The sequence below is a fragment of the Leisingera sp. F5 genome, from assembly GCF_001593695.1.
The window spans coordinates 12,307-34,798 of the sequence record NZ_LUKH01000023.1 but is presented as its reverse complement, the minus strand read 5'-3'; the positions used below and the strand labels follow the sequence as shown (position 1 = coordinate 34,798).

General features: G+C 63.5%; 25 protein-coding genes and 1 tRNA gene. 9 read left to right on the top strand and 17 right to left on the bottom strand.

From position 1 onward, the window contains the following. Positions 1-127: 127 nt before the first annotated feature. Positions 128-204: transfer RNA gene (locus A2I95_RS16200), tRNA-Pro, on the top strand. A 125-nt stretch (positions 205-329) separates the two neighbouring features. Beyond that, the gene (locus A2I95_RS16195) at positions 330-1,409 is read left to right on the top strand and encodes a 2'-deoxycytidine 5'-triphosphate deaminase (protein WP_291731014.1); all 1,080 of its coding nucleotides are present in this window, start codon (positions 330-332) and stop codon (positions 1,407-1,409) included. Between the two features lie 72 nt (positions 1,410-1,481). Here the strand turns inward: A2I95_RS16195 and A2I95_RS16190 are convergent, their stop codons facing one another. Together A2I95_RS16190 and A2I95_RS16185 are read right to left on the bottom strand one after the other, a co-directional pair. Continuing rightward, positions 1,482-1,646: a hypothetical protein gene (locus A2I95_RS16190; protein WP_291731012.1), complete on the bottom strand. Its 165-nt coding sequence runs from the start codon at positions 1,644-1,646 to the stop codon at positions 1,482-1,484. A gap of 8 nt (positions 1,647-1,654) precedes the next feature. Continuing rightward, positions 1,655-2,011, bottom strand: a complete 357-nt coding sequence (locus A2I95_RS16185) for an Lrp/AsnC family transcriptional regulator (protein ID WP_291731010.1) — start codon at positions 2,009-2,011, stop codon at positions 1,655-1,657. 71 nt (positions 2,012-2,082) lie between these two features. Here A2I95_RS16185 and A2I95_RS16180 point away from each other — a divergent pair, with 71 nt between their 5' ends. After that, positions 2,083-3,234 carry an MFS transporter gene (locus tag A2I95_RS16180; RefSeq protein WP_291731008.1) on the top strand — a complete coding sequence of 384 codons (1,152 nt, stop codon included), beginning with the start codon at positions 2,083-2,085 and terminating at the stop codon, positions 3,232-3,234. Here A2I95_RS16180 and A2I95_RS16175 read toward each other — a convergent pair. The 10 genes from A2I95_RS16175 to A2I95_RS16130 all read right to left on the bottom strand — a co-directional run bounded on the left by A2I95_RS16175 (position 3,209) and on the right by A2I95_RS16130 (position 12,191). Continuing rightward, positions 3,209-3,424, bottom strand: a complete 216-nt coding sequence (locus A2I95_RS16175; protein ID WP_291731006.1) for a hypothetical protein — start codon at positions 3,422-3,424, stop codon at positions 3,209-3,211. The two genes, A2I95_RS16180 and A2I95_RS16175, sit on opposite strands and share 26 nt — an antisense overlap. Positions 3,425-3,548: 124 nt before the next feature. Next, positions 3,549-4,226, bottom strand: a complete 678-nt coding sequence (gene scpB, locus A2I95_RS16170) for an SMC-Scp complex subunit ScpB (protein WP_291731004.1) — start codon at positions 4,224-4,226, stop codon at positions 3,549-3,551. Next, entirely contained in the window at positions 4,226-5,020 is a 795-nt protein-coding gene (locus A2I95_RS16165) for a ScpA family protein (RefSeq protein WP_291731002.1), read from the bottom strand. Before A2I95_RS16165 ends, scpB begins: the two co-directional genes overlap by 1 nt. Continuing rightward, positions 5,013-6,017, bottom strand: coding sequence for a beta-N-acetylhexosaminidase (gene nagZ / locus A2I95_RS16160; RefSeq protein WP_291731000.1), 1,005 nt, complete (start codon positions 6,015-6,017; stop codon positions 5,013-5,015). Before nagZ ends, A2I95_RS16165 begins: the two co-directional genes overlap by 8 nt. 124 nt (positions 6,018-6,141) lie before the next feature. After that, complete coding sequence (locus A2I95_RS16155; protein ID WP_291730998.1) at positions 6,142-7,326, bottom strand: SPOR domain-containing protein; 1,185 nt, start codon at positions 7,324-7,326, stop codon at positions 6,142-6,144. A gap of 117 nt (positions 7,327-7,443) precedes the next feature. Further along, a complete protein-coding gene (argS, locus tag A2I95_RS16150) occupies positions 7,444-9,189 on the bottom strand; it encodes an arginine--tRNA ligase (RefSeq protein WP_291730996.1) in 1,746 nt (581 codons plus the stop codon). A gap of 180 nt (positions 9,190-9,369) precedes the next feature. Then, positions 9,370-9,708, bottom strand: coding sequence for a YciI family protein (locus A2I95_RS16145; protein WP_291730994.1), 339 nt, complete (start codon positions 9,706-9,708; stop codon positions 9,370-9,372). Further along, positions 9,705-10,004 (bottom strand): hypothetical protein, encoded by a 300-nt coding sequence (locus A2I95_RS16140; protein ID WP_291730993.1) that lies wholly within the window; start codon positions 10,002-10,004, stop codon positions 9,705-9,707. Before A2I95_RS16140 ends, A2I95_RS16145 begins: the two co-directional genes overlap by 4 nt. Positions 10,005-10,235: 231 nt before the next feature. Beyond that, positions 10,236-10,628 carry a GFA family protein gene (locus A2I95_RS16135; protein ID WP_291730991.1) on the bottom strand — a complete coding sequence of 131 codons (393 nt, stop codon included), beginning with the start codon at positions 10,626-10,628 and terminating at the stop codon, positions 10,236-10,238. 411 nt (positions 10,629-11,039) lie between these two features. Further along, positions 11,040-12,191: a deoxyguanosinetriphosphate triphosphohydrolase gene (locus tag A2I95_RS16130; RefSeq protein WP_291731139.1), complete on the bottom strand. Its 1,152-nt coding sequence runs from the start codon at positions 12,189-12,191 to the stop codon at positions 11,040-11,042. An 89-nt stretch (positions 12,192-12,280) separates the two neighbouring features. Here A2I95_RS16130 and A2I95_RS16125 point away from each other — a divergent pair, with 89 nt between their 5' ends. Beyond that, the gene (locus A2I95_RS16125; protein ID WP_291730989.1) at positions 12,281-12,604 is read left to right on the top strand and encodes an iron-sulfur cluster assembly accessory protein; all 324 of its coding nucleotides are present in this window, start codon (positions 12,281-12,283) and stop codon (positions 12,602-12,604) included. A gap of 108 nt (positions 12,605-12,712) precedes the next feature. Here the strand turns inward: A2I95_RS16125 and A2I95_RS16120 are convergent, their stop codons facing one another. From A2I95_RS16120 to A2I95_RS16110, 3 genes are all read right to left on the bottom strand, one after another. Beyond that, a complete protein-coding gene (locus A2I95_RS16120; protein WP_291730987.1) occupies positions 12,713-13,630 on the bottom strand; it encodes a DMT family transporter in 918 nt (305 codons plus the stop codon). Beyond that, positions 13,630-14,691: a hypothetical protein gene (locus A2I95_RS16115; protein WP_291730985.1), complete on the bottom strand. Its 1,062-nt coding sequence runs from the start codon at positions 14,689-14,691 to the stop codon at positions 13,630-13,632. The genes A2I95_RS16120 and A2I95_RS16115 overlap by 1 nt, the downstream gene beginning before the upstream one ends. Positions 14,692-14,788: 97 nt before the next feature. After that, the gene (locus A2I95_RS16110; RefSeq protein ID WP_291730983.1) at positions 14,789-15,406 is read right to left on the bottom strand and encodes a DUF6749 domain-containing protein; all 618 of its coding nucleotides are present in this window, start codon (positions 15,404-15,406) and stop codon (positions 14,789-14,791) included. Between the two features lie 360 nt (positions 15,407-15,766). On the opposite strand from A2I95_RS16110, the gene xth reads away from it, so the two are divergent. Continuing rightward, positions 15,767-16,573 (top strand): exodeoxyribonuclease III, encoded by an 807-nt coding sequence (xth, locus tag A2I95_RS16105; protein WP_291730981.1) that lies wholly within the window; start codon positions 15,767-15,769, stop codon positions 16,571-16,573. Between the two features lie 100 nt (positions 16,574-16,673). On the opposite strand, the gene A2I95_RS16100 is transcribed toward xth, so the two are convergent. Further along, on the bottom strand, positions 16,674-17,840 hold the full coding sequence (locus A2I95_RS16100) for an FAD-dependent monooxygenase (RefSeq protein ID WP_291730979.1): 1,167 nt from the start codon (positions 17,838-17,840) through the stop codon (positions 16,674-16,676). A gap of 103 nt (positions 17,841-17,943) precedes the next feature. After that, positions 17,944-18,366 (bottom strand): RNA polymerase-binding protein DksA, encoded by a 423-nt coding sequence (gene dksA, locus A2I95_RS16095; protein ID WP_291731137.1) that lies wholly within the window; start codon positions 18,364-18,366, stop codon positions 17,944-17,946. A gap of 186 nt (positions 18,367-18,552) precedes the next feature. Between dksA and A2I95_RS16090 the strand changes: the two genes are divergently transcribed. The 4 genes from A2I95_RS16090 to A2I95_RS16075 all read left to right on the top strand — a co-directional run bounded on the left by A2I95_RS16090 (position 18,553) and on the right by A2I95_RS16075 (position 22,357). Continuing rightward, positions 18,553-19,392, top strand: a complete 840-nt coding sequence (locus tag A2I95_RS16090; protein ID WP_291730977.1) for a MoxR family ATPase — start codon at positions 18,553-18,555, stop codon at positions 19,390-19,392. A 187-nt stretch (positions 19,393-19,579) separates the two neighbouring features. Next, the gene (locus tag A2I95_RS16085; protein WP_291730975.1) at positions 19,580-20,950 is read left to right on the top strand and encodes a DUF2927 domain-containing protein; all 1,371 of its coding nucleotides are present in this window, start codon (positions 19,580-19,582) and stop codon (positions 20,948-20,950) included. Positions 20,951-20,983: 33 nt separating this feature from the next. Further along, positions 20,984-21,151: a hypothetical protein gene (locus A2I95_RS16080; protein ID WP_027258574.1), complete on the top strand. Its 168-nt coding sequence runs from the start codon at positions 20,984-20,986 to the stop codon at positions 21,149-21,151. Positions 21,152-21,172: 21 nt separating this feature from the next. Continuing rightward, positions 21,173-22,357, top strand: a complete 1,185-nt coding sequence (locus A2I95_RS16075; protein ID WP_291730972.1) for a VWA domain-containing protein — start codon at positions 21,173-21,175, stop codon at positions 22,355-22,357. Positions 22,358-22,492 lie beyond the last annotated feature (135 nt).

The following is a 22,492-nucleotide window of genomic DNA, read 5'->3' as shown; positions in this document are numbered from 1 at the left end:
GGGAAACGGCTGCCGCAGCTGGCCTGTGCTGCAACTGCTTTGCCCTGCTGACTTTCTTTGCCGCGGCACAAAAAATATTGCCGCCCCCTCTTGCCCCTGCCGCCAAAACGGTTAGAAGGCTCCTCAACGGGCTATGGCGCAGCCTGGTAGCGCGTCCGTCTGGGGGACGGAAGGTCGCAGGTTCGAGTCCTGCTAGCCCGACCATATGAAAAACGCCCGGGTGTTCGCGCACCCGGGCGTTTTCGTATCCTGTGCAGGGCTTTGGCGATTGCGCAGCCGGGCCAATTCGGCCAGCATCGCCGCAAAGCCGACACGCGGAGGGACAGAGAATGACAGGCGTTTTGCCCAGCCAAACCATTGAAAAGATGCTGAATCGCGGCGAGATCGCCGTCAGCACCCCGCTGGTCGAAGGCCAGGTGCAGCCAGCCAGCCTCGATCTGCGTTTGGGCAACGTGGCCTATAGGGTGCGCGCCTCCTTTCTGGCCGGTCAGGGCCGCAGCGTCTCCGACCGGCTGAGTGAATTCGAGATGCACCGGATCTCCCTGGACGGCGGTGCGGTGCTGGAAAAAGGCTGTGTCTATGTGGTGCCGCTGATGGAAAGCCTGGCGCTGCCCGGCGATATCTCGGCAGTTGCCAACGCCAAAAGCTCCACCGGGCGGCTGGATCTTCTGACGCGCACCATCACCGACGGCGGCGAGGAATTCGACCGCATCAAACCCGGCTATACTGGCCCGCTTTATGCCGAGATCTGCCCGCGGTCGTTTTCGGTGCTGGTGCGTCCGGGCATGCGGCTCAACCAGATCCGTTTCCGCACCGGCCAGGCGGTGCTCAGCGATGCCGAGCTGAAGATGCTGCACGCAGGCTCCCCGCTGGTCGACGGCGACGCGGTGATCGAGGATGGCCTGGGTTTCTCGGTTGACCTGAAACTGCCCGGCACCGATCTGGTCGGCTACCGTGCCAAGCCGCATACCGGCGTGATCGACCTGGACCGGATCGGCGAATACGACCCGCAGGAATACTGGGAGGAAGTGCGCACCAAGGACGGCCGCATCATTCTGGACCCTGGCGCCTTCTACATTCTGGTCAGCCGCGAGGCGGTGCATATCCCGCCCGCCTTTGCCGCTGAAATGGCGCCATATCTGGCTATGGTCGGTGAATTCCGGGTGCATTACGCGGGCTTCTTCGATCCCGGTTTCGGCCATGACGCCGCTGGCGGCACCGGCTCGCGCGGGGTGCTGGAGGTACGCTGCCACGAGGCGCCATTCGTGCTGGAGCACGGCCAGGTGGTGGGACGCCTGGTCTATGAGAAGATGGCGGAGGTGCCCGAGCAGCTTTACGGCGCCGGCATTGCCTCCAACTACCAGGGACAGGGCCTGAAGCTGTCCAAGCACTTCAAGACACCTGCATAGAAACGCAAAGGGCTAATCACGCGCGCGGGAGCGGACAGGCATTGCCCGGCGTGCCGCCAGGCGGCAGGTCAATTACTTTACCGGCCCGCCTTTTGCCAGTTCTTCGGTCGCACCGGCCTGCACCGGCCGGTCCAGATGCGTTGACAGGACTGTGTAGGTCCGGGTGGCACGCACGCAGCCGACCTCATAGATCCGCGCCAGCAGGCCTTCCAGCGCCTTGGGCGATGCCACCCGCACCTTGAGAATCAGATGGTGTCCCCGGCGGAACTGTGCACCTCCTCCAGCTCCGGCATTTCTTGCAGCGCCAGCAGGTCGGTGGTCACGCCCCAGCCTTCGGTGTCCACATGGATAAAGGCCAGCAGCGGCTTGCCCACAGCGGCACCATCCAGCCGCGCTATTGTGGCCTCGATGGCGCCAGAGGCCCGCAGCCGCTTGACCCGCTCATGCACCGCAGGCGCCGACAAGCCGACCTCCTGGCCGATGGCGGCATATGACAGCGTTGCATCGACGCTCAGCGCGCCTAATATTCTTCGGTCCAAAGCATCCAGAACCCGGCCCGGCCCGGTGCTTTTCCGAACCCCATCTGTTTTTTCTGCCGCCATATCCGCCCGCCCTTCACAGAACCAAATTCAGCACTTAGCAAATCTACCTGAACATACTTCAAGGTAAACCCATGCGAACCCCGATTCTGATCCTGATGAGCGCGATTGGCGTGATTGGTGCAAACTCCTTGCTGCTGTCGCCGGTGGTCACTGCCGTCAGTGACACCCTGAATGCCAGCACGGCTGAGGTGATGCGCGCCGCCAGCGCCTATGGGCTGGGGGTGGCCGCCGCAGCCCTGCTGCTGGCGCCTTTGGCAGACCGCATCGGCGCCGGGCGACTGCTGCGCGCGGCGCTCTTGCTGCTGGCTGCGGGACTGGCCGCCAGTGCCGCAGCACCGGATGTTTGGATGCTGATGGCAGCACAGGCGGTCTGCGGGCTGGCCGCAGGCGCTGCCCTGCCCTCGATCTACACGCTGGCAATGGTGATTGCCCCCAAGGGGCGCGAGGCGCGGGTACTGGGCTATGTGCTGGCGGGCTGGACGGTGTCGATGGTGCTGGGCGTCAGCGTCAGCGCCTGGGCCACCGATCTGGCGGGCTGGCGCGCGGTCTATGGTGCTCTGTCAGGCGTGGCACTGCTGCTGTGGATCGCGTCGGCCTCCTTGCGTGCGGCAGGCAGCCCCAGCGGTCAGGCATCCTCGCCGCTGACGGCCCTGCGGGTACCCGGGATCAAACGGGGTCTCCTGGCGACGGCGCTGCTGATGCTCGGGTTTTACAGCAGCTATTTCTTCACTGGCGCCCATATCACCCAGGTTCTGGGCCACAGCACCACCCAGGCCGGCCTGCTGCCGCTGTTTTATGGCATCGGATTTGGCCTGGCGGTGCTGCTGGATCCGCTGCTGGACCGGTTGGGGCTGGTGCGGGCAACGCCGCCGGTGTTTCTGGGCGTCACTGCCAGCTATCTGCTGATGATGGTCTGGGCGGACAGCTACCTGCTGCTGCTGGGCCTCGCGGTACTATGGGGGATCTGCCAGCATCTGGCGCTGAACCTGGTGGTGGCACGGGTAACCCTTCTGGACCCGCAGCAGCGCGGCGCCATTATGGGGCTGTTCAGCACCGTGACCTACCTGTGCGTCTTTGCGGCCCCCTTTGCAGGTGCCGCGGCCTATGCAGGCTGGGGGTTGGCGGGCTGCTTAGCTGTCTCCGCACTGCTATCGGCCTGCGCGGTGCTGGAGGCCTTGGGCCTCAAGCGCAAGGGGGTCAGCCCTGACGGCGCCCCGGCTTGACCGAGGGAATACGCGAGCGCCCGGCCTGCTGCAGCGGAGGCGGGGTGCCCTGATCCAGGCCTTGTCCGTGACTGTGACCTTGCCGTTTGCTGCGTTTGGCAACCGCGTTGATGCCGGCATTCACACCGGCGTTGACAGCGCGGCCCACCAGCCGGCGCAGCACCATGTTGATGATCCAGTTGATATTCATGGTCTCAGCCCTTTTCTGCCCTGCCCGCTATCTTAATGTCAAATTAAGACAATTCCGGGGCGCACAACACCCCGGAGAATGACCTTGGCAGACACGATTAGGTAAACCACCGCGTCCCAAAGCATTATTCTTCGAACAGTTCCGCCTGTTCTTCCGGATCCTCGTCGCCGTCGTCCCCCTGGCCCATCACCAAGGCGCCCGGCGGCGGGCGGTTTTCCAACAGGCCCGCGGCGCGCAGTTCCTTCAGGCCCGGCAGGTCGCGGGCACTTTCCAGCCCGAAATGATCCAGGAAGACCGGCGTCACCACAAAGGTCACCGGCCGGCCCGGCGTCATCCGGCGGCGGCCCAGGCGGATCCAGTCCATCTCCATTAGCTGGTCAATGGTGCCGCGCGACACCGAAACGCCGCGGATCTCCTCGATCTCGGTGCGGGTGACCGGCTGGTGATAGGCGACAATCGCCAATGTCTCGATGGCGGCGCGGCTCAGCTTGCGCAGCTCGGTTGTTTCCTTCTGCATCAGGAAGCCAAGGTCCGGTGCTGTGCGGATCGCCCAGGCATCGCCCAGACGCACCACCCGCACGCCGCGGCCCTCGTAACGCTTGCGCAGATGCTCCACCGCCTCGCGCGGGTTGCAGCCGTGCGGCATCCGCCCTTCCAGGTCGCGCAGCGTAACAGGCTCGGTGCTGGCAAACAGCACAGCCTCCACCATCCGTTCCTGCTCCGCCATCGGCGGCGCATCGAACAGCGTGTCGCTCTCTTCGCGGATGGGAGCGCCGTGGCTGTCCATAAGCTGGTCTTCCATCAGGTATCCTCGTTCAGGCTGCGCAGTTGGATCGGCGCAAATGATTCACTCTGGCGCAGTTCCAGCTTGCCTTCCTTCACCAGCTGCAAAGATGCGGCAAAGGTGGCGGCCGTGGCCGAGCGGCGCCTGACCGGATCGCTGTGCCATCCATCCGGCAGATAGCTGATCAGATCAGTCCAATCGCCGGTAAACCCCAGCAGATGGCGCATCCGGTCCAGCGCTTCTTCCATCGTGAAGACCGAATCCCGGTCCATTACAAAGGGGCGGAAATCCTCTTTGGTTCGGATCCGGGCATAGGCCTGCATCAGGTCCAAGAGGTTGGCGGTATAGGTGACGGTCTTGATCCGGGCAACGCTCTCTTCCTCGCCACGGGCAAAGAAGTCGCGCCCCAGCCGGTCGCGGGCCAGCAGCCGGGCGGAGGCATCGCGCATCGCCTGCAGCCGTTCCAGCTGGAACGCCAGGTGGGCAGCCAGCTCCTCGCCCGAGGGGCCGTCTTCCTCCGGGTCCGGCGGCAGGAGCAGGCGGGATTTCAGGAAGGCCAGCCAGGCCGCCATCACCAGATAGTCCGCGGCCAGCTCAATCCGCAGTTCCTTGGCCTTGTTGACAAAAGTCAGATACTGCTTTGCCAGATCCAGCACCGAGATCTTGCGCAGGTCCACTTTCTGGGTGCGCGACAGCGTCAACAGCAGGTCGAGCGGGCCTTCGAACCCGTCCACATCCACGATCAAGGCCTCGGCTGCCAGCCGGTCCTCTACTGTCGTGTCCGCTTCTGAAAAAAGTGTCTGCTCAGCCATACACCTGCCCGCCCATGAGGGCGGCAAGTTCTCTTTCAGCGCTCAGAATGTCAAGGGCAGCAGGGGCGCGGCGGGCCGCCAAAGCAGCGTCTGCGCGGGTCTGCGCCGCCTCTGTCATGGGGCCCGCGGCCTCAGCCACCGCGATCCGTTCCCCCAGCGAGGCATTGCACAAAAGCACCACATCGCAGCCCGCCTCGATCGAGGCGCGGGCGTTGCCGGCCAGCGAGCCCTGCAGCGCCTTCATCGAGATATCGTCGGTCATGATCAGCCCGTTAAAACCGATGCGTTCTCGGATCAGCCGCATCATCACCGGTGACGTTGTGGCCGGGCGGTCGTCATAGGCGTCATAGACCAGATGCGCGGTCATCCCCAGCGGCAGATCGTTCAGCGCGGCGAAGGCCGCGAAATCGATCTGTTCCAGCATCTCCGGGTGGCTTGCCACATGCGGCAGGTCCAAATGGCTGTCGGCGGCGGCACGGCCGTGGCCGGGAATATGTTTCAACACAGGCAGAACACCGCCGTCCAGATGGGATGTGGCCACGGCGCGGGCAATCCTGGTGACAGTATCGGCGCTGGTGCCATAGCAGCGGTTTTTCAGGAACTCATGGGTTTCGGCGCAGGCGACATCGGCAATCGGTGCGCAGTTGCTGTCGATGCCCAGCGTATACAGCTCATGGGCAATCAGACGGTAGCGCAGGTACATCGCCCGGACTGCATCCTCGCCTGCCAGCTGCACATGCTCCAGCGGCGGATGCCAATTGCGCGCCAAGGGCTTGCGTAACCGCTGCACCCGGCCGCCCTCCTGATCGATAGTGATCAGGCAATTGCGGCCCACCGCTTCGCGGAAGTCATCGCACAGCGCCTGTATCTGTTCCACAGTGTCCAGATTGCGGGCAAACAGGATGAAACCAAAGGGGTCGGCATCGCGGAAGAACGCCTTTTCATCGGCAGTCAGCCGCAGGCCTTCGGCGTCAAGGATCGTGGCTCCGTAGGTCATGCTTACCCCCTGGTGTTCGCGCTCCCCAATCTGGACGAAAAGGGCTGCACCCGGGCCGTTGGGGGGCGGGACGGGCGCTGCCCGGCCTCGCAGCCGGGCGGGATTAAGTCTGCAGCCGGTGCTGTTACCGTGTGGTTACCGGAATGCAATCGGCATTGCCAGCCACCAGCGCCGAGCAGAACCGGCGGGCATCCGACAAGCCGGCAAAGCCCATCGCCCGCAGGCGGTAGAAGGTCCGGCCGCCGCTTTCGGCGCGCTGGATCACCCGCTGCTTGCCTTCAAGATAGTCGGCGAACCGGGCGTGGATACGATCCCATTCGGCGCGCGCCACCTCCGGGCTTTCATAAGCGCCAAGCTGCGCCAGCCGGGTGCCTGCCGCAAGGGTTGCCGGATCCACATCAACGGGTGCCGCACCAGCTGCCGGTGCGGCGGCGGCGGGAGCCGGGCTGAACCGTGCGGGACGGGCCGATGGCCGCAGCGAGACCTTGACGCCCGGCGCATTCAGAATTGCGGGCGACGGCGCGGTGGCGGAAAGCGCGGGCTGCAGCGGTTCCGGCTGCACGATAGCAGGGGCCTGCGCCGACGCGGGCACAGCGGCAGAAAGCGGCTCGGCCTCACGCGCCAGTTCGGCAACCAGCGCGTCGATATCGCCGTTCTGGAAAGAGGCCACGGCCTCTTCGCTGACGCCGGGCGCTGCAGGAACGCCGGGTTCTGCCGGGGCCGCAGGCACGACAGCCGCCGGCGCGGCCTCGGCGGCCAGCTCAGGCAGGGGCTTGTCATCTTCGGTCAGCTCAATAGCTGCAGGCGCCAATGTCAGCCGGTCGGCAGGGGCTTCGGCGCTGCCGCTGGCGGCAACCGCATTGACAGCCAGCCCCTGGTGATCCGCCTGCGAGCCGCCCGGCAGCGCAGGCTGTTCGCGCATCGGGCCTTCGGCGGCGCGCACCACCGGTACGCCGCTGACATCCCGCATAACCAGCTTGTAGCCCCAAAAGCCAACCCCGGCGACCAGCGCAATCGACGCAACCGCCCCCAGAATGCTCAGCGATTTCGAGAATCGCGCCCGCAGCCCGGCGGGAGCAGCAAAAACGGCATAGTCCTGAGGGCCATGGCCCTGCCCTTCGGGCTGATAGCCATAGGCAGGGTCTTCATATCCGTAATTCGGCTCGGCCCCTGGCCCGGAATAGTGCTGGCCGGCATATTGCTGGCCGGAATACTGCTGTGAGTATGTGCTGTCCGGGGCAGCGTCCTGTTCGTGACCACTGCCCTGTGTATAGGCGCGGCCTTGGCCCGCCTGCGCAAAATACGCCATTTTCCGCCTCACTGCCCGGTTTGACAGCGCATGTGCTGCGCTGCCGCTGGGTCTCTTGAACTGCCTCAGTCCGGCGGACTGCGCGATTTATGCCCGCAAGGGCTGGCGCCCCTTTGGTTATCGCATCTCTTCTGCCGGTTTCACGCCAAGAATACCAAGACCTGCGGAAATGACAACGGAAACGGCCCGGGCCAGCGCCAAATTCGCATGTGTTGCCGATTGGCTGCTCTCCTTAACAAATCGTAAACCTTCGTTCGATTTTCCCAGGTGGTACAGCCCGTGCAGCTCGGAGGCGAGGTCATAGAGGTAGAAGGCCACCCGGTGCGGCTCATGGGTGCGGGCAGCGACTTCCACCTGGCGCGGCCATTCAGCCAGCTTCTTGACCACTGCCAGCTGCGCCGGGTCGGCAATCAGGCTCAGGTCAGCGGCGTTCAGGGTTACATCATCGGCAGCGATATTCTGCTCCGCGGCCTTGCGCAGGGTCGAGCAGATCCGCGCATTGGCATATTGCACATAGAACACCGGGTTGTCCTTGGACTGCTCCAGCGCCTTGTCGAGGTCGAAATCGAAGCCCTGGTCGTTCTTGCGCGTCAGCAGCATGAAACGGGTCACGTCGGCGCCCACCGCATCGACCACATCGCGCAGGGTGACAAAGGTCCCTGCCCGCTTGGACATCTTGAATTCCTGGCCGTCCTTGAACAGCTTGACCAGCTGGCACAGCTTGATATCCAGCGGCACCCGGCCATCCGACAGCGCCGACACCGCCGCCTTCATCCGCTTAACATAACCGCCATGGTCGGCGCCGAAAATGTCGATCAGCTCGTCAAAGCCGCGCTCCACCTTGTCGTAGTGGTACGCAATGTCCGGTGCGAAATAGGTCCAGGCGCCATCGGATTTCTTCACCGCCCGGTCAACGTCGTCGCCGTGGCCGGTGGATTTGAACAGGGTCTGCTCGCGCGGCTCCCAATCGTCGGGCTTCTTACCCTTCGGCGGCTCCAGCACGCCCTGATAGATCAGCCCCTTGGATTCCAGCGCTTCCAGCGCCGCCTCGATCTTGCCGGTGCCATAGAGGGATTTTTCCGAATAGAAGACATCCATTTCGATGCCAAGCTGGGCCAGATCCTCGCGGATCAGCGCCATCATCGCATCGGTGGAAAATTCACGGATCTCGGCCAGCCAGACGTCTTCGCCCTTGCCGACATAGGCATCGCCCACTTTTTCCTTCAGCGCCTGCCCGACGGGGACCAGATAGTCGCCAGGATAGGTGCCGTCGGCAAAGGCCACTTCCTGCCCGTGCGCTTCCAGGTAGCGCAGGTAGACAGACCGCGCCAGCACGTCGACCTGGCCGCCGCCGTCGTTGATGTAGTATTCGCGGGTGACGTCATAACCGGCAAAGGCCAAAAGCGACGCCAGCGCATCGCCGAACACCGCGCCGCGGGTATGGCCCACGTGCAAGGGGCCGGTCGGGTTGGCAGAGACATATTCCACGTTCACGCGCTTGCCCGCGCCCAGACCAGAGCGGCCGAAATCCGTGCCTGCGTCCAGGACCGATTTCAGAACCCGCTGCCAGATGCCGGGCGCAAGGCGCAGGTTCAAAAAGCCGGGGCCTGCGACCTCGGCCGAAGTGATCCGCTCATCCGCAGCCAGCTTGGCGGCCAACACCTCGGCAATATCGCGCGGCTTCATCTTGGCGGGCTTGGCCAGCACCATCGCCGCATTCGTCGCCATGTCGCCATGGGCGGCATCGCGCGGCGGCTCCACCGCCACATTGGCAAAATCGAGCCCCTCGGGCAGCGCGCCTTCGCCGGTCATGGCGGTGAGGCTGTCAATCACTAGCGAGCGGATATCGGTAAAGAGGTTCATATCTGGCGTCCCATATGTTCAACAGAGCGGATACCTAGGGCCGCAGGCAGGGTCAACAGCATTGCAGGGGCAGCCCAGTGCCTCAGACAGGCCGCGCCGGAAAATTCAAATTTTCCGGTCAATTTTCTTCCTCAAGAAAATTGCGCCGCCAGCCGCGGCGCGTGCGTAACAAAATGCCGGTCACAGAACCGCAGTCCGGTCTTCCAGGATCTTGCCCCAGGTGAAGATCTCATAAGAACGGAAGGCGGGCACGTAAAACGGATCACCATGGATCAGATGCTCCACCTCGATCCGGTCCTCGGCCTCGACAATCCACAAGGCGCCGCAGAAGTCGCCGTCCGTGTCCGGTTTCAGCCCGCCGCCGATGCGCAGCTCAGGGTGATCCTCGACATAGGCCACATGGGCATCGCGCCGCACCTTGTCAGCGCGGATTTCCATCATCGCCGGTGCGTCGCGGAACAGCACCGCCCAGCGGGTCAGCGCGGGCGCGGATTGGCGGAGCTCCCGAGGTGCAGTCATGACAGCATTCCCTGAATGGCAGAGGCGGTGCCCCATTCGGTAATCTTGTAAGTGCGCAAGCTGGCCACGTAATAAGGGTCCTGCAGGATCAGCCGCTCCACATCCTGGCGGGTTTCGGCCTCCACATTCCAGATCGCGCCGGGGAAATCCTGCATTGGCCGCATTGCCAGCGCGCCACCGATCTGCAGTTCAGATCGCGACCGCACAAAGGCGATATGCGCCTCGCGCCGCTTCTTATCGCCGCGCACCCGGTCCATTTCGGGCTTGTCCGTGAATGTGACGGTCCAGCGTGCCATGGCTTTCCCCTTGCTGTTCCTCCCGCGGATAACGCTGATGCCCTGCGGCATCATAGGGCCAGATCATAGCACGGCTTACGGCCAATTCGGGAATCTGGCTGAGGCTTTCCGCGCTCTAAAAGACAGCTGCAGGTCCGCGCCCGGCCTCAGGCCGGTGCAAACGCGCCCTCCTGTTAGGGTAGTCCGGCGCAGACCGGGCCGCAAGCAGCCCGGTCAAAAGACTCGCCGCACCTATGCCGGATGCCCCTCCGACTGCTTTGCTCCGTCGCAAATCTCATACCAGCCCGGTTTCTCGCCCACGAACTCGTGGAAACTATTCGTCACCTCCAGCGCCCCGTCCAGTGCATTTGCGGCGATCGGAAAACTGGCGTCCTCCGACAAGATCTCCCCCAGCGAGCTGCCGCAGATCCGGCAGAAACAGCGGCCGTATTTATAGGGCGGCGCGGGCTGGTACAGCGCCACCTCCTCCTTGCCCGCAACCCAGCGCAGGTCTTCCTTCTTTACAAAGACAATGGTGCTGGCCCCCGCCTTGCGGCAGCGGGAGCAATGGCAGGTGCCCATCAGCGCGGGCTGCGCCAACAACTCAAACTTCACCGCGCCGCAGCAGCAGCTTCCCTCAATCATTCCGGCAATCCTCCTTTTTCAATCCACCAAAGAGAACATTACAGGAACTCTCACCAGCAAACAAGACGCCCGCACCCGTTGCACAGCGGCCATCCGCACCGTACGCCTCGCTTGCGCCACCTTAATCCGGATATGCGAGAGTCACCCCGCTGCAGCACATGGCGCGGGTCTGGCACCCCGCGCGCACAGGAGACCAGGACCCCGAAGACCACCTCGGCAAAAGGTGCAGGGGCGTCTGAATAATGAAGCTTTTGACTGGACCCGGAGCGCGCGGGCGTCCCGGCCCTACCCTCCGCCCCTGGTGGCGGCGCCGCCCTCTCTACCCTGCCTGTTATACGGCACATAAAAACGGAACACAGCAAAGGACCACAGCAGACACCGCAGCCCCCAATGAACACAAACCTGAAGCCCTTAGACCTCGACCTTCACCCCGATCAGCCGCTCATGCTGCTGCAGGGCAAAACGGTCGGTCATGCCGGCGATATAATCCGATACAATCCGCGCCAGCGCGGTGCGCCCCTGTGCAGCCGCAATGTCGGCGTGCCAGCGCTCCGGCATGTCCTGCGGGTTGTCCAGAAAGTAGGGAAACAGCGCCTCCACCACCTTGGCGACCTTGGCGCGCTTCTCCATCACCGAAGGTGCGCGGTACATGCGGGTGAACAGGAAGGCGCGAATGTCCTTCAGCCCCGCCCAGAGTTCCGGCGAGAACTGCACCACTGGGTGGTCCAGCGCCCGCACCTCCTCGACGCTTTGCACAGCCGACTCCGCCAGCAGCATCCGGGCAGTGCCGATCACATCGCCAACCATCACCCCGAAAAAGCGCCGCAGCGCCTCGTGCCGGCGACGGTTGGGATCAAGTCCCGGATACAGCCGGTCCACCTCGCCATACGCCTTATCCAGCAGCGGCAGCCGGGCCAGGTCATCGTCGCCGAACAGCCCGGCCCGCAGCGCGTCATGCAGGTCGTGGTTGTTATAGGCGATGTCATCCGCCAACGCCGCCACCTGCGCCTCGGCGCTTGCGTGGGTGTGCAGCTCCAGATCCACCGCCGCGTTGCATTCCGCCAGTGCCCAGGGCAATTCCCCCACCACTGGACCATTATGTTTTGCAATCGCCTCAAGGGTTTCCCAGGTGAGGTTCAACCCGTCGAACCCGGCATAGTGGCGCTCCAGACAGGTCACGATGCGGATCGCCTGGGCATTATGGTCAAAGCCGCCATAGGGCGCCATCAGCGCATGCAACGCATCCTCGCCAGTGTGGCCAAAGGGCGTGTGGCCCAGATCATGCGCCAGCGCCACCGCCTCGGTCAGCTCCTGGTTCAACCCCAGCGCGCCGGCAATCGTCCGGCCCACCTGCCCGACCTCGATCGAATGGGTCAGCCGGGTGCGGTAATTGTCGCCCTCGTGTTCGACGAAAACCTGGGTTTTATGCTTCAGCCTGCGGAACGCGCTGGCGTGGATGATCCGGTCGCGGTCGCGCTGATAAGGAGAGCGGAAGGAGCTTTCCTCCTCGGTCACCTGCCGGCCGCGGCTGCGGTCCGGTGATGTGGCATAAGGCGCATGCATCTTAAATCTTTTCTCCAGCAAATCTTGCCGCCTGAATTGCACCTTCATATATAATGCCTTGAGCTGCAACACGGCATTGGAGAGACCGCATGAACCTGCCCCCGAAAGTCACCGACCGCGCCTTTGCCCGGCTGGCCGAAATCGGCGCCGCGGATCAGGGCCAGGCGCTGCGCGTCGCGGTCGAAGGCGGCGGGTGCTCGGGCTTTCAGTACGAGATCGCGCTGGATGAGGCGAAACCCGAAGATCTGGTGCTTGAGGGCCAGGGCGAGAAGGTTGTGGTTGACGAGGTCTCGCTGCCGTTCCTGGAAAACGCCGTGATCGATTTCACCGAGGAACTGATCGGCGCGCGGTTCACCATCGAGAACCCGAACGCCACCTCCAGCTGCGGCTGCGGCACGTCGTTTTCTATGTGATCCCCCTCAGAAGATGAACCGGGCCTTGCCCCGGCAAGGCCGCGCCCGCCCCCAGCTTAAAGGGCGGGCGCTTCGCCCTTTAAGGGCTCAACAGTCAGGGTTCAGGCGCTATGGATCGGTCTGCAGCCGCCCGGCACTGCGCAGGCGCGGCATCGCAGGTGCAAACTGGTCCCAGACCAAATACAGACCGGACGCAATCACGATGGTGCCGCCGATATAGGTGGAGGCCGGCGGAAACTCCCCGAAGAAGACCGAACCGATAACCGCCATCCAGATGAATTGCAGATTCATCAGCGGCGTCACCGCATAAGAGGCCATGAGCCGCAACGCCACCACCAGCAGCCAGCGTGCGCCGAACAGCAAAAAGGCATAAGCCGCAGCCCACCCCACATCAGCAAGCGGCATCGGCACCCATACAAACGGCAGCGCCAACAGCATTGCGCCGCAGAGCGTCAGGTTGGGATAGAAAACCTGCGCCAGCGCATTGCTTTCATAACGACCGATAAACCGTGCCATCGTCATGGAAAATGTACCAGCGATCACTGCGCCGAAGGCCACGAAGTGGCCCCAGGATGCATGGGCGTCCTCGTTGCCATGCGGCAGCAGGAACAGCACGCCGCAAAATCCCGCAGCCAGCGCAATCCAGGCCGCAGGGCGCACAGGCTCTTTCAATACTGCTCCGGACATGGCTCCGGCCAGCAGCGGCATCAGGCCGATAAACACAAAAACCTCGGCAAAGGGCAGCAGCCGGAAGGCATAGAAGAAACAAACCGCAGCGATCAGCGTCGCCACAGACCTGAGCGCCATTGCCCGCGGGCAGCGGGTGCGGAAGCCGCCGCGCTGCGCCGGCAGCCGGTCTGCCAGCAGGCAGAACCCAACCACCATGGCGCCGGACAGCGCATAAAGCTGCGCCGCGGCATACTGGCCCGCCAGCAATTTGGTGATCCCGTCCGCCGAGGCAATCAGCCCGGTATAGGCCACCACCAGCAGTGCACCGCCCAAGGCCTGATTGCGCGTGCAGCCCATCACGCGGCCCCCGCGCTGCCCGCCCGGGCAAACCCTTCGAAAAATCCTGCAAACCTTGCACAGCTGCTTTCTGCCGCGCTGAGCAGCCCATGCTCCTCCTCGCTCAGGACAGCCTCGGCGCGCGCTTTCACTGCGCTCCAGCTGGTCCGCGCCACCCCGGCGTCGAAAACGGCTTCAGACAGGCTTCTCAAAATGCTCCCTCCCTGCTGTGCCGACACATGCAGCCCGCCTTGCGGAACCGCCTGCCGGAACGCCGAACGCCCGGACATCAGCATCAGCCAGTTGACCACAAAATACTCGTGATACGCATCTTGATGTCCATAAAATTCTCCTTTAGCGAGTATATAGGCAGAAACCCGCCGGTCAAGCCACGCCTCCCAGGCAGCAGGCGGCTGCTGGCCCGCAAATCGCAGCGCGATGCAGATCTCTGCCAGCAGGTCGGCATTCTGATCCAAAAAGGCCACCAGACCGGCAAATTCCAGACTGGTGAGCGCCGCCTCCGGCAGGTCCGGGTCGCGGCGGCCGTATTCAGAGAGATAGAAAACGATATGTGTCAGCTCGTAAGCTGCCTTTTTGTTGGGAATGGCAAAGGTCTGCGGATTGGAAATGAAACCGCGCAACCGGTCGTCCAGCCCGTCATCAATCAGATCTATCCCGCGCCGCGCCAGCAGCCGCCGCGCCTCGGCGCGCTGCAAATCGGACAGCTCGGCCTGCGCCAGCCCCTGCTTTGACACCCAGCCTGCCAGTTGCGCCCCGGTCTGCCCCGGCAGACCCAGATCCTCCAGGTCCAGGCAAATCGACAGGATAAAACGGTAATACTGCCGGAAAAAACTGATATGACGCGCCGCACCATCGTAAAATTGCTGCATGGGCTGCAGGGCGTCAGCGGCAACATCCGCCCCGGTGCATTCCAGAATATTCAGCAGCTCTGCGTTCTCCTTGAGCCAGAACACGTCCTCCTGGCTGCGCCGGTGCGTTGCGAAACCGGCAATCAGCGCCTCTTGCGCACAGGCCCGGGACTGGCGGGCGGCAGGAGAGAAAAACGGGATGATCTGGGCCATGGGAACCTCGTTCGGATAGATGCGGCGCGATATCGGCGGCCCCGGTTGCGGGGCCGCCCAAGGTCAGAGACCGGGAAGGAGGCCGGCCCCGTCCGGATCAGCTGCCCGAGGAGAACAGCCGGGTGGCATCGCCCGCGCTGGTCCGCGCCGCGGTCGCAGGGGCAGAACCGGAAGAGAACAAGTGCGTCCCCTCGCCCGCGCCCGTCTTGGCCGTAGCGGCCGGGGCTGAGCCGGAAGAGAACAACTCTGTCAGATCGCCGGCACCGGTTTCGGCCTGCGCAGCGGGGGCCGAACCGGAGGAGAACATTTCTGTCAAATCCCCGGACGCAACCTCTGATTGCCCTGCAGGCGCTGAACCTGAGGAAAACATTTGCACCAGATCCCCTGCGGCGGCATCGCTTTGAGCAACTGGAGCAGAGCCGGAAGAAAACATCTCTACCAGGTCCCCGGCTGCGGTTTCGCTGGAGGCCACCGGCGCTGAGCCGCTGGAGAACAATCCGGTTGCCCCGCCAGCCCAGCTTTGCGCGGCCTGCGGCAAGGACCCGGAAGAAAACAACGAAACGCCTTCACCCGCGGTCAGATCCGCGGTCAGGTCCGCGGAACATTCAGGTGCCGAACCAGAGGAGAACATCTCTGCCCCGTCGCCCTCGAACAAGCTGGCGCCTGCGGTTTTACGGATTGCGTGGATGGTCTGGAATTTGTGCTGAGCAGTCATTTGGAACCCCATTCGTTAAGGACAAAAGGCTCCTCAACGCTGGCACGGACACCGCGCAGCGCAAATAAAAAATGCAATTTCACATTGTATTTTCTAGCGCGGATTACATTAACTTCAACTCGCTATTTTTTGCGCAATTTCAATTATTTCAATTCATCCACAGCTTATTCACCGCGTTATTCACACGTATATTATTGCAAAATAAAGAAACTCAACCTGAGGGGTACTTTTCACCTGTGCAAAACAATCATGATTCGCTGCCCTGCTAGTGATTCGCGAATCCTGCTTCGGGCTTGCCCCGCGACGCTGATTCAGCGATAGATCGGCCTCGAATAAAGCAATCTGCTCCGGAGACAAGCCATGAAAATCGCCACATTCAATATCAATGGCATCAAGGCCCGGGCCCAGGCGCTGCCGGACTGGCTGGATGAGGCGCAGCCCGACGTGGCGGTGCTGCAGGAGATCAAATCGGTGGATGAGGCGTTTCCGCGCGAAATCTTCGAGGAGCGCGGCTATAATGTCGAAACCCACGGCCAGAAAAGCTTTAACGGCGTGGCGATCCTGTCGAAGCTGCCGCTGGAGGATGTGCGCCGCGGCCTGCCCGGCGATGACAGCGACGAACAGGCGCGCTGGATCGAGGCGACGGTGGTCGGCAAGCAGGCGATCCGCATCTGCGGCCTTTATCTTCCCAATGGCAACCCGGTGGAGCTGGAGGCGGACGGCAGCCCGGTGGCGGGCGGCAAATACGCCTATAAACTTGCCTGGATGGAGCGCCTGAAGGCGCGCGCCGAAGCATTGCTGGCGGAGGAGATGCCCGCCCTGATGGCGGGCGATTACAACATCATCCCGCAGGCCGAAGACGCCAAACGGCCCGAGGCCTGGCTGGAAGACGCGCTGCACCGGCCGGAAAGCCGCGCGGCGTTTCAGCGGATCGTCAACCTCGGGTTTACCGAGGCGTTCAGGGCACGGCACCAGGGCCCGGGGCATTATTCCTTCTGGGACTATCAGGCTGGTGCGTGGAACCGCGACGACGGCATCCGTATCGACCATTTCCTGCTGACCCCGCAGGCTGCCGATCTGCTGCGCGACTGCCAGATCGACAAGGATGTGCGCGGGCGCGAAAAACCCTCGGACCACGTGCCGGTCTGGGTGGATCTGGACATCTGAGCGCCACCCGCGCCGCGCATCAGCGCGGCGCCCGGCCCAACGCTTTCGGGTTCATTTCAGATGAACCCGAAAGGGGCGGGAGCCGCCCGCTTGCCCGGCCTCAGGCGGTGACGTCGTGACGGTAGATCCAGTCGAACTGGCTGACCATCCTGTCCGGGGCAAAACGGCCGCCCAGCTTCAGCACCTGATGCGCCGGCCAGCTGAGCGGTGCGCGCAGATGGTATTTCCAGGCGTTCTTGCTGGCGGCCTGCACCACCTTCTCTGCGCGCGCGCGGCGGCGGGACTGGTACAGGGCCAGACCGCGCGCCATATCCGGCGCCTCCTGCAGGGAGCGGGCCAGCACCCAGGCATCCTCCAGCGCCAGATTGGCGCCCTGGGCCATGAACGGCAGCGTCGGATGCGCCGCATCGCCCAGGATCGCGGTGTTTTCGCCGTGCCAGCTGGCCGCAACCGGATGACGGAACAGCCCCCACAGCAATACATCCTCCACCGCCTCCAGCAGTGCCCCCGCATTGCCGCCAAAGCCCGCGAAGGCAGCGCGCAGATTGGCCGGGTCGTCCTGGAAATGCCAGCCTTCGTCGGCCCAGGCGCGGCGTTCCTGCACCGCAACCAGATTCATCAGGCTGCCGTCGCGCAACGGATAAGCCACCAGATGCCGTCCCGGCCCCATGAACACCTGCGCCTCGGCGGGCAGGTTCAGATGGTTGGGCACGGTGGCGCGCCAGGCCACTTGGCCGGTGAAGAACGGTGTGCGTGCGCCGTTCAGCGCCACCCGGGTTTTCGAGTGCAGCCCATCAGCGCCCACCACCAGATCGCCGCCGCATTGCGCGCCATTGCTGAGGTGGACGACAGGCTGCGGCCCGGGCTCGACCCGGTCCGCCCGTTGCAACAGCCGCACCTGCACCCCCTCGCGGCGGGCGGCCCCGGCCAGAATGCCGACCAGGTCGGAGCGGTGCACAAAGTAATAGCGCAGGCCCGCAGCGTGTTCATCCAGGTCCAGCCGCAGCACCTGATCTCCGCGCCGGTGGCTGCGCAGCACCACGGCGCGGGCGCGTTGCGAGCACCAGGCCAGATCATCAGCCAGCCCCAGCGCCTTCAGAACAGCCACGCCGTTGGGGGTGATCTGCAGGCCTGCCCCCACCTCGGAGATTGCCTCGGCCTGCTCCAGCACGGTCACGGATGCGCCAAAACGGCGCAGCGCCAGTGCTGCGGTCAAGCCGCCGATCCCGGCGCCGATGACGGTTATTTTCAGGCCTTTGAGTTCCATGGGCTCCCGCAGATTCTCCGCCTGCACCCAATGAAACAAAAAACGCCGGAGCAAAAGGCCCCGGCGCCATGAATTCGCGCGTTTTCACTGCCAAAGCTGGCGGTTAATCGTCGCGGTGGACTTTTTCGCGGCGCTCGTGGCGTTCCTGGGCCTCAAGGCTCATGGTTGCGATCGGACGTGCATCCAGCCGCTTCAGCGAGATCTGATCGCCGGTCACTTCGCAATAGCCGAATTCACCCTCGTCAATACGGCGCAACGCCGAGTCAATCTTGGCGACCAGCTTGCGCTGACGGTCACGGGTGCGCAATTCCAGCGCGCGGTCGGTCTCTTCGCTGGCACGGTCGGCGACATCCGGGATATTGCGGGTGTTGTCCTGCAGCCCTTCGATGGTGTCACGGCTGCCTGCCAGCAGCTCCTGCTTCCATTCCAATAGTTTACGTCGGAAATACTCAAGCTGCCGGTCGTTCATGAACGGCTCATCTTCAGCCGGTCGATAGTCGTCCGGCAGAAACACTTCTTGCTTCATTTCGGCTCCTTCGGTCTGGCCCATAATGCTGGTCATAATTTGCACCTGAACATTTTGGCTCCCCCTCTGCCGCAGCGTTTATCCCCATCGGAAGGGAATGTCACTACACAATAGTGGCGCCGTTTGGTTAAAACCGTGATAACAACTTGGCGCCGCGGCACCGATCATGACTGGAACAGGAAAGATATGCAATTTCAGGGCACTAAAGAATATGTCGCAACAGATGACTTGAAAGTTGCGGTCAATGCGGCAGTGACGCTGGAGCGTCCGCTGCTGGTCAAGGGCGAGCCGGGCACCGGCAAAACCGAACTGGCCAAGCAGGTGGCCGGGGCTCTGGGGCTGCGGATGATCGAGTGGAACGTGAAGTCCACCACCCGCGCCCAGCAGGGCCTGTATGAATATGATGCCGTCAGCCGCCTGCGCGACAGCCAACTGGGCGACGCGCGTGTGAATGATGTGAAGAACTACATCAAAAAGGGCAAGCTGTGGGAAGCCTTTGAAGCCGGCGAAAAAGTTGTGCTGCTGATCGATGAGATCGACAAGGCCGATATCGAGTTCCCCAATGACCTGCTGCAGGAACTCGATAAGATGGAATTCCACGTCTACGAGACCGGCGAGATGGTCAAGGCGCTGCACCGCCCGATCATGATCATCACCTCCAACAATGAAAAAGAACTGCCCGACGCCTTTTTGCGGCGCTGTTTTTTCCACTACATCCGCTTTCCCGATGCGGAGACGATGAAAAAGATCGTCGAGGTGCATCATCCCGGCATCAAGGACAGCCTGCTGACCGCCGCGCTGACCCAGTTCTATGAGATCCGCGAGACGCAAGGCTTGAAGAAAAAGCCGTCGACCTCCGAAGTGATCGACTGGCTGAAGCTGCTGCTGGCCGAGGATCTGACGCCCGAGGACATTGCCCGTGACGGCGCCGATGCGCTGCCCAAACTGCATGGGGCGCTGTTGAAGAACGAGCAGGACGTGCATCTGTTCGAACGGCTGGCCTTCATGGCACGCGGGCGGCGCTGACAGCACACTGGCAGGCGCTTTGCCCGGCGCCTGCCTGTTTCGCTTCAAATTGCTGCCGCATTCCCCTATCAGAGGAAACAGAGCCGGGCACCATAGCCCGGGCCGATAGGAGACGCCCCGAGTGCCCGCTGACGCTGCCCCGGTTTCACACATCTCTGTCCAACACCCGCCCCGCAGGCCTGCCGGCTTGCGCGTGCTTCGGGGGGCGGCAGCCGGGCTTGCAGTGGCTGCGCTGGCCGCCTGTTCCGCTCCCGACAGGCAGGTCACAGCGCCGACCCGCGCCGCAGCCGCACCGGTTGCGCTGCCGCCTGTCAAGGTATTCACCGCCAGCCGCCCGCAGCCGCCGCAGCGCTCCAACGCCGATATTGCGCGGGATTTTCTGGATCTGCATTTCCGGCTGGAAGGCGGCAGCACCCTGCCCCAGTTCACCCGGTTCGAGACCCCAATCACCCTGCGGGTGACCGGCTCTCCCGCACCGGGCTTCAACCGCGATCTGAGCGCGCTGCTAGCCCGGCTGCGGACCGAGGCCGGGGTCCCGGTCCGCCGGATGTCCGGCGGCGAAGCCAATATAACCATCCAGTCGGTTTCCCGCGCCGAGATCCGGCGGGCCTTGCCCAAGGCCGCCTGTTTCGTGGTGCCCAATGTCTCGTCGCTGCGGGAATACCGCCGCAACCGGCGCAGCCCGCGCACCAATTGGTCGCTGCTGCGCAGCCGCGAGAAGCTGGCGGTGTTCATCCCCAATGACGTCAGTCCGCAGGAAGTCCGCGATTGCCTGCACGAGGAGCTGGCGCAGGCAGTCGGGCCGCTGAATGATCTCTACCGGCTGCCGGATTCGATCTTCAATGACGACAATATCCACGCCGTGCTGACCGGGTTCGACATGCTGATCCTGCGCGCCACTTACGCGCCTGAGCTGCGCACCGGCATGAGCCGGGCCGAGGTGGCGGCGCGGCTGCCTGCGGTGCTGGCGCGGCTGAACCCGCGCGGCGCGCGCACTGCGGCACAGTGGCTGCCGGAAACCCCGCGGGCCTGGGTCGCAGCTTATGAGCAGGCCTTGGGGCCGCAATCCTCGCTGCGGGACCGGCTGCGCGCCGCCAACAAGGCCGCGGCAATCGCCCGCGATCTGGGCTGGCAGGACCACCGGCGGGGCCTCAGCCACTATACATTGGGCCGGATGCTGCATGTCCGCGAACCCGAGCTGGCATTGCAGCATTTCCTGACCGCGCAGACCTACCTGCAGAGCCAACCCGGCACCCGCATGCACCAGGCTAAGCTGGCGGTGCAGCTGGCAGCCTATGAGATTGCCGCCGGCAACGGGGGCGCCGCACTGGCGCGTCTGACACCCGCAGTGGCCGCCGCAGCACAGCATGAGAACGCAGCCCTTCTGTCAACCCTGCTGATGCTGCAGGCCGAAGCACTGGAGCTGCAGGGCCGCCCAGTGGAAGCGCGCCGGGTCAGGCTGGACAGCCTGGGATGGGCGCGCTACGGGTTTGGCCCGGATTGGGTGGTCGAGGCCCGGCTGGAAGAAATTGCCGCGCTGCGTCCTTCGGCACCCTGATCCTGCAACACGAGACAACAGACGGATAAGACCATGATCGTAATTGCCGGCTTGCTGCTGGGCGCCCTGATTGGCGCAATGAAGGCCCGCAAACGTGGCGGCAATACCCTGGACATGCTGCAATACGGGGCTGTCTATGCCATCGTATTTGGTATGCTTGGCCTGCTGGCAACCATCCTGACCCACCGGGTGCTGGCGTAACTGCTCAGCAAAGGCCCTGCCATGTTCCAGCCCTTCTTTGAAAACCTGCGCAAGGCGGCGATTCCGGTGTCTTTGCGTGAATACCTGACCTTTCTTGAAGGCATGAAGGCGGGGCTGGCGACCTACGATATCGAGGCATTCTATTTCCTCGCCCGCGCGGCGATGGTGAAGGACGAGCGCAACATCGACAAATTCGACCGCGCCTTTGCCGCCACATTCAAAGGCCTGGAGGCGATCCCGGCCGAGGCCGTGATGGAGGCCGTGGACATTCCCGAAGACTGGCTGCGCAAGATGGCTGAAAAGCATCTGAGCGCAGAGGAGAAGGCCGAAATCGAGGCGCTTGGCGGCTTTGAGAAGCTGATGGAGACGCTGAAAGAACGGCTGAAGGAGCAGCAAGGCCGCCATCAGGGCGGCAACAAGTGGATCGGCACCGCCGGCACTTCGCCCTTTGGCGCTTATGGCTATAACCCCGAGGGCGTGCGTATCGGCCAATCGGGCAGCCGCCACCAGCGCGCGGTCAAGGTCTGGGACAAGCGCGAGTTCAAGAACCTGGATGGCGATGTCGAGCTTGGCACCCGCAACATCAAGGTGGCGCTGAAACGGCTGCGCCGCTGGGTGCGCCAAGGCGCCCATGAGGAACTGGACCTGGACAATACCATCCGCTCCACCGCCGAGCACGGCTATCTGGACGTGAAGACCCGCCCCGAACGGCACAATGCGGTGAAGGTCTTGCTGTTCCTGGATGTCGGCGGCTCGATGGATCCGCATATCAAGGTGGTGGAAGAGCTGTTCTCAGCCGCGCGGACCGAATTCAAGCATCTGGAATATTACTATTTCCACAATTGCCTGTATGAAGGCGTGTGGCGCGACAACCGGCGGCGCTGGGGCGAGAAGATTCCGACCCATGAAGTGCTCCGTACTTACGGGCCGGACTACAAATGCATCTTCGTGGGCGATGCCTCAATGTCGCCTTACGAGATCGCCTATGCCGGCGGCGCCAACGAGCATTGGAACGAGGAAGCGGGCCAGGTCTGGCTGCAACGCGCGCGGGAGCAGTGGGCCTCGACCCTCTGGATTAACCCGGTGCCGGAGAAGTACTGGGATTACACCCATTCAATCGGCATGATCCGCGAGATTTTCGAGGACCGGATGGTGCCGATGACCCTGGACGGCCTGGAGCGCGGCATGCGCGAGCTGTCGCGCTAGACCTTTCAACTGAAAACCGGGGCGGCGTTGGACAACGGCAGCTCTCCCGCGCCTGCAGGTGTGCCGGCTGGCGCCAGCCCCCTTGTCAGACTTGGGCATGGCATCCTGCCATGGCAGGATGCGCGCCGGACCCTT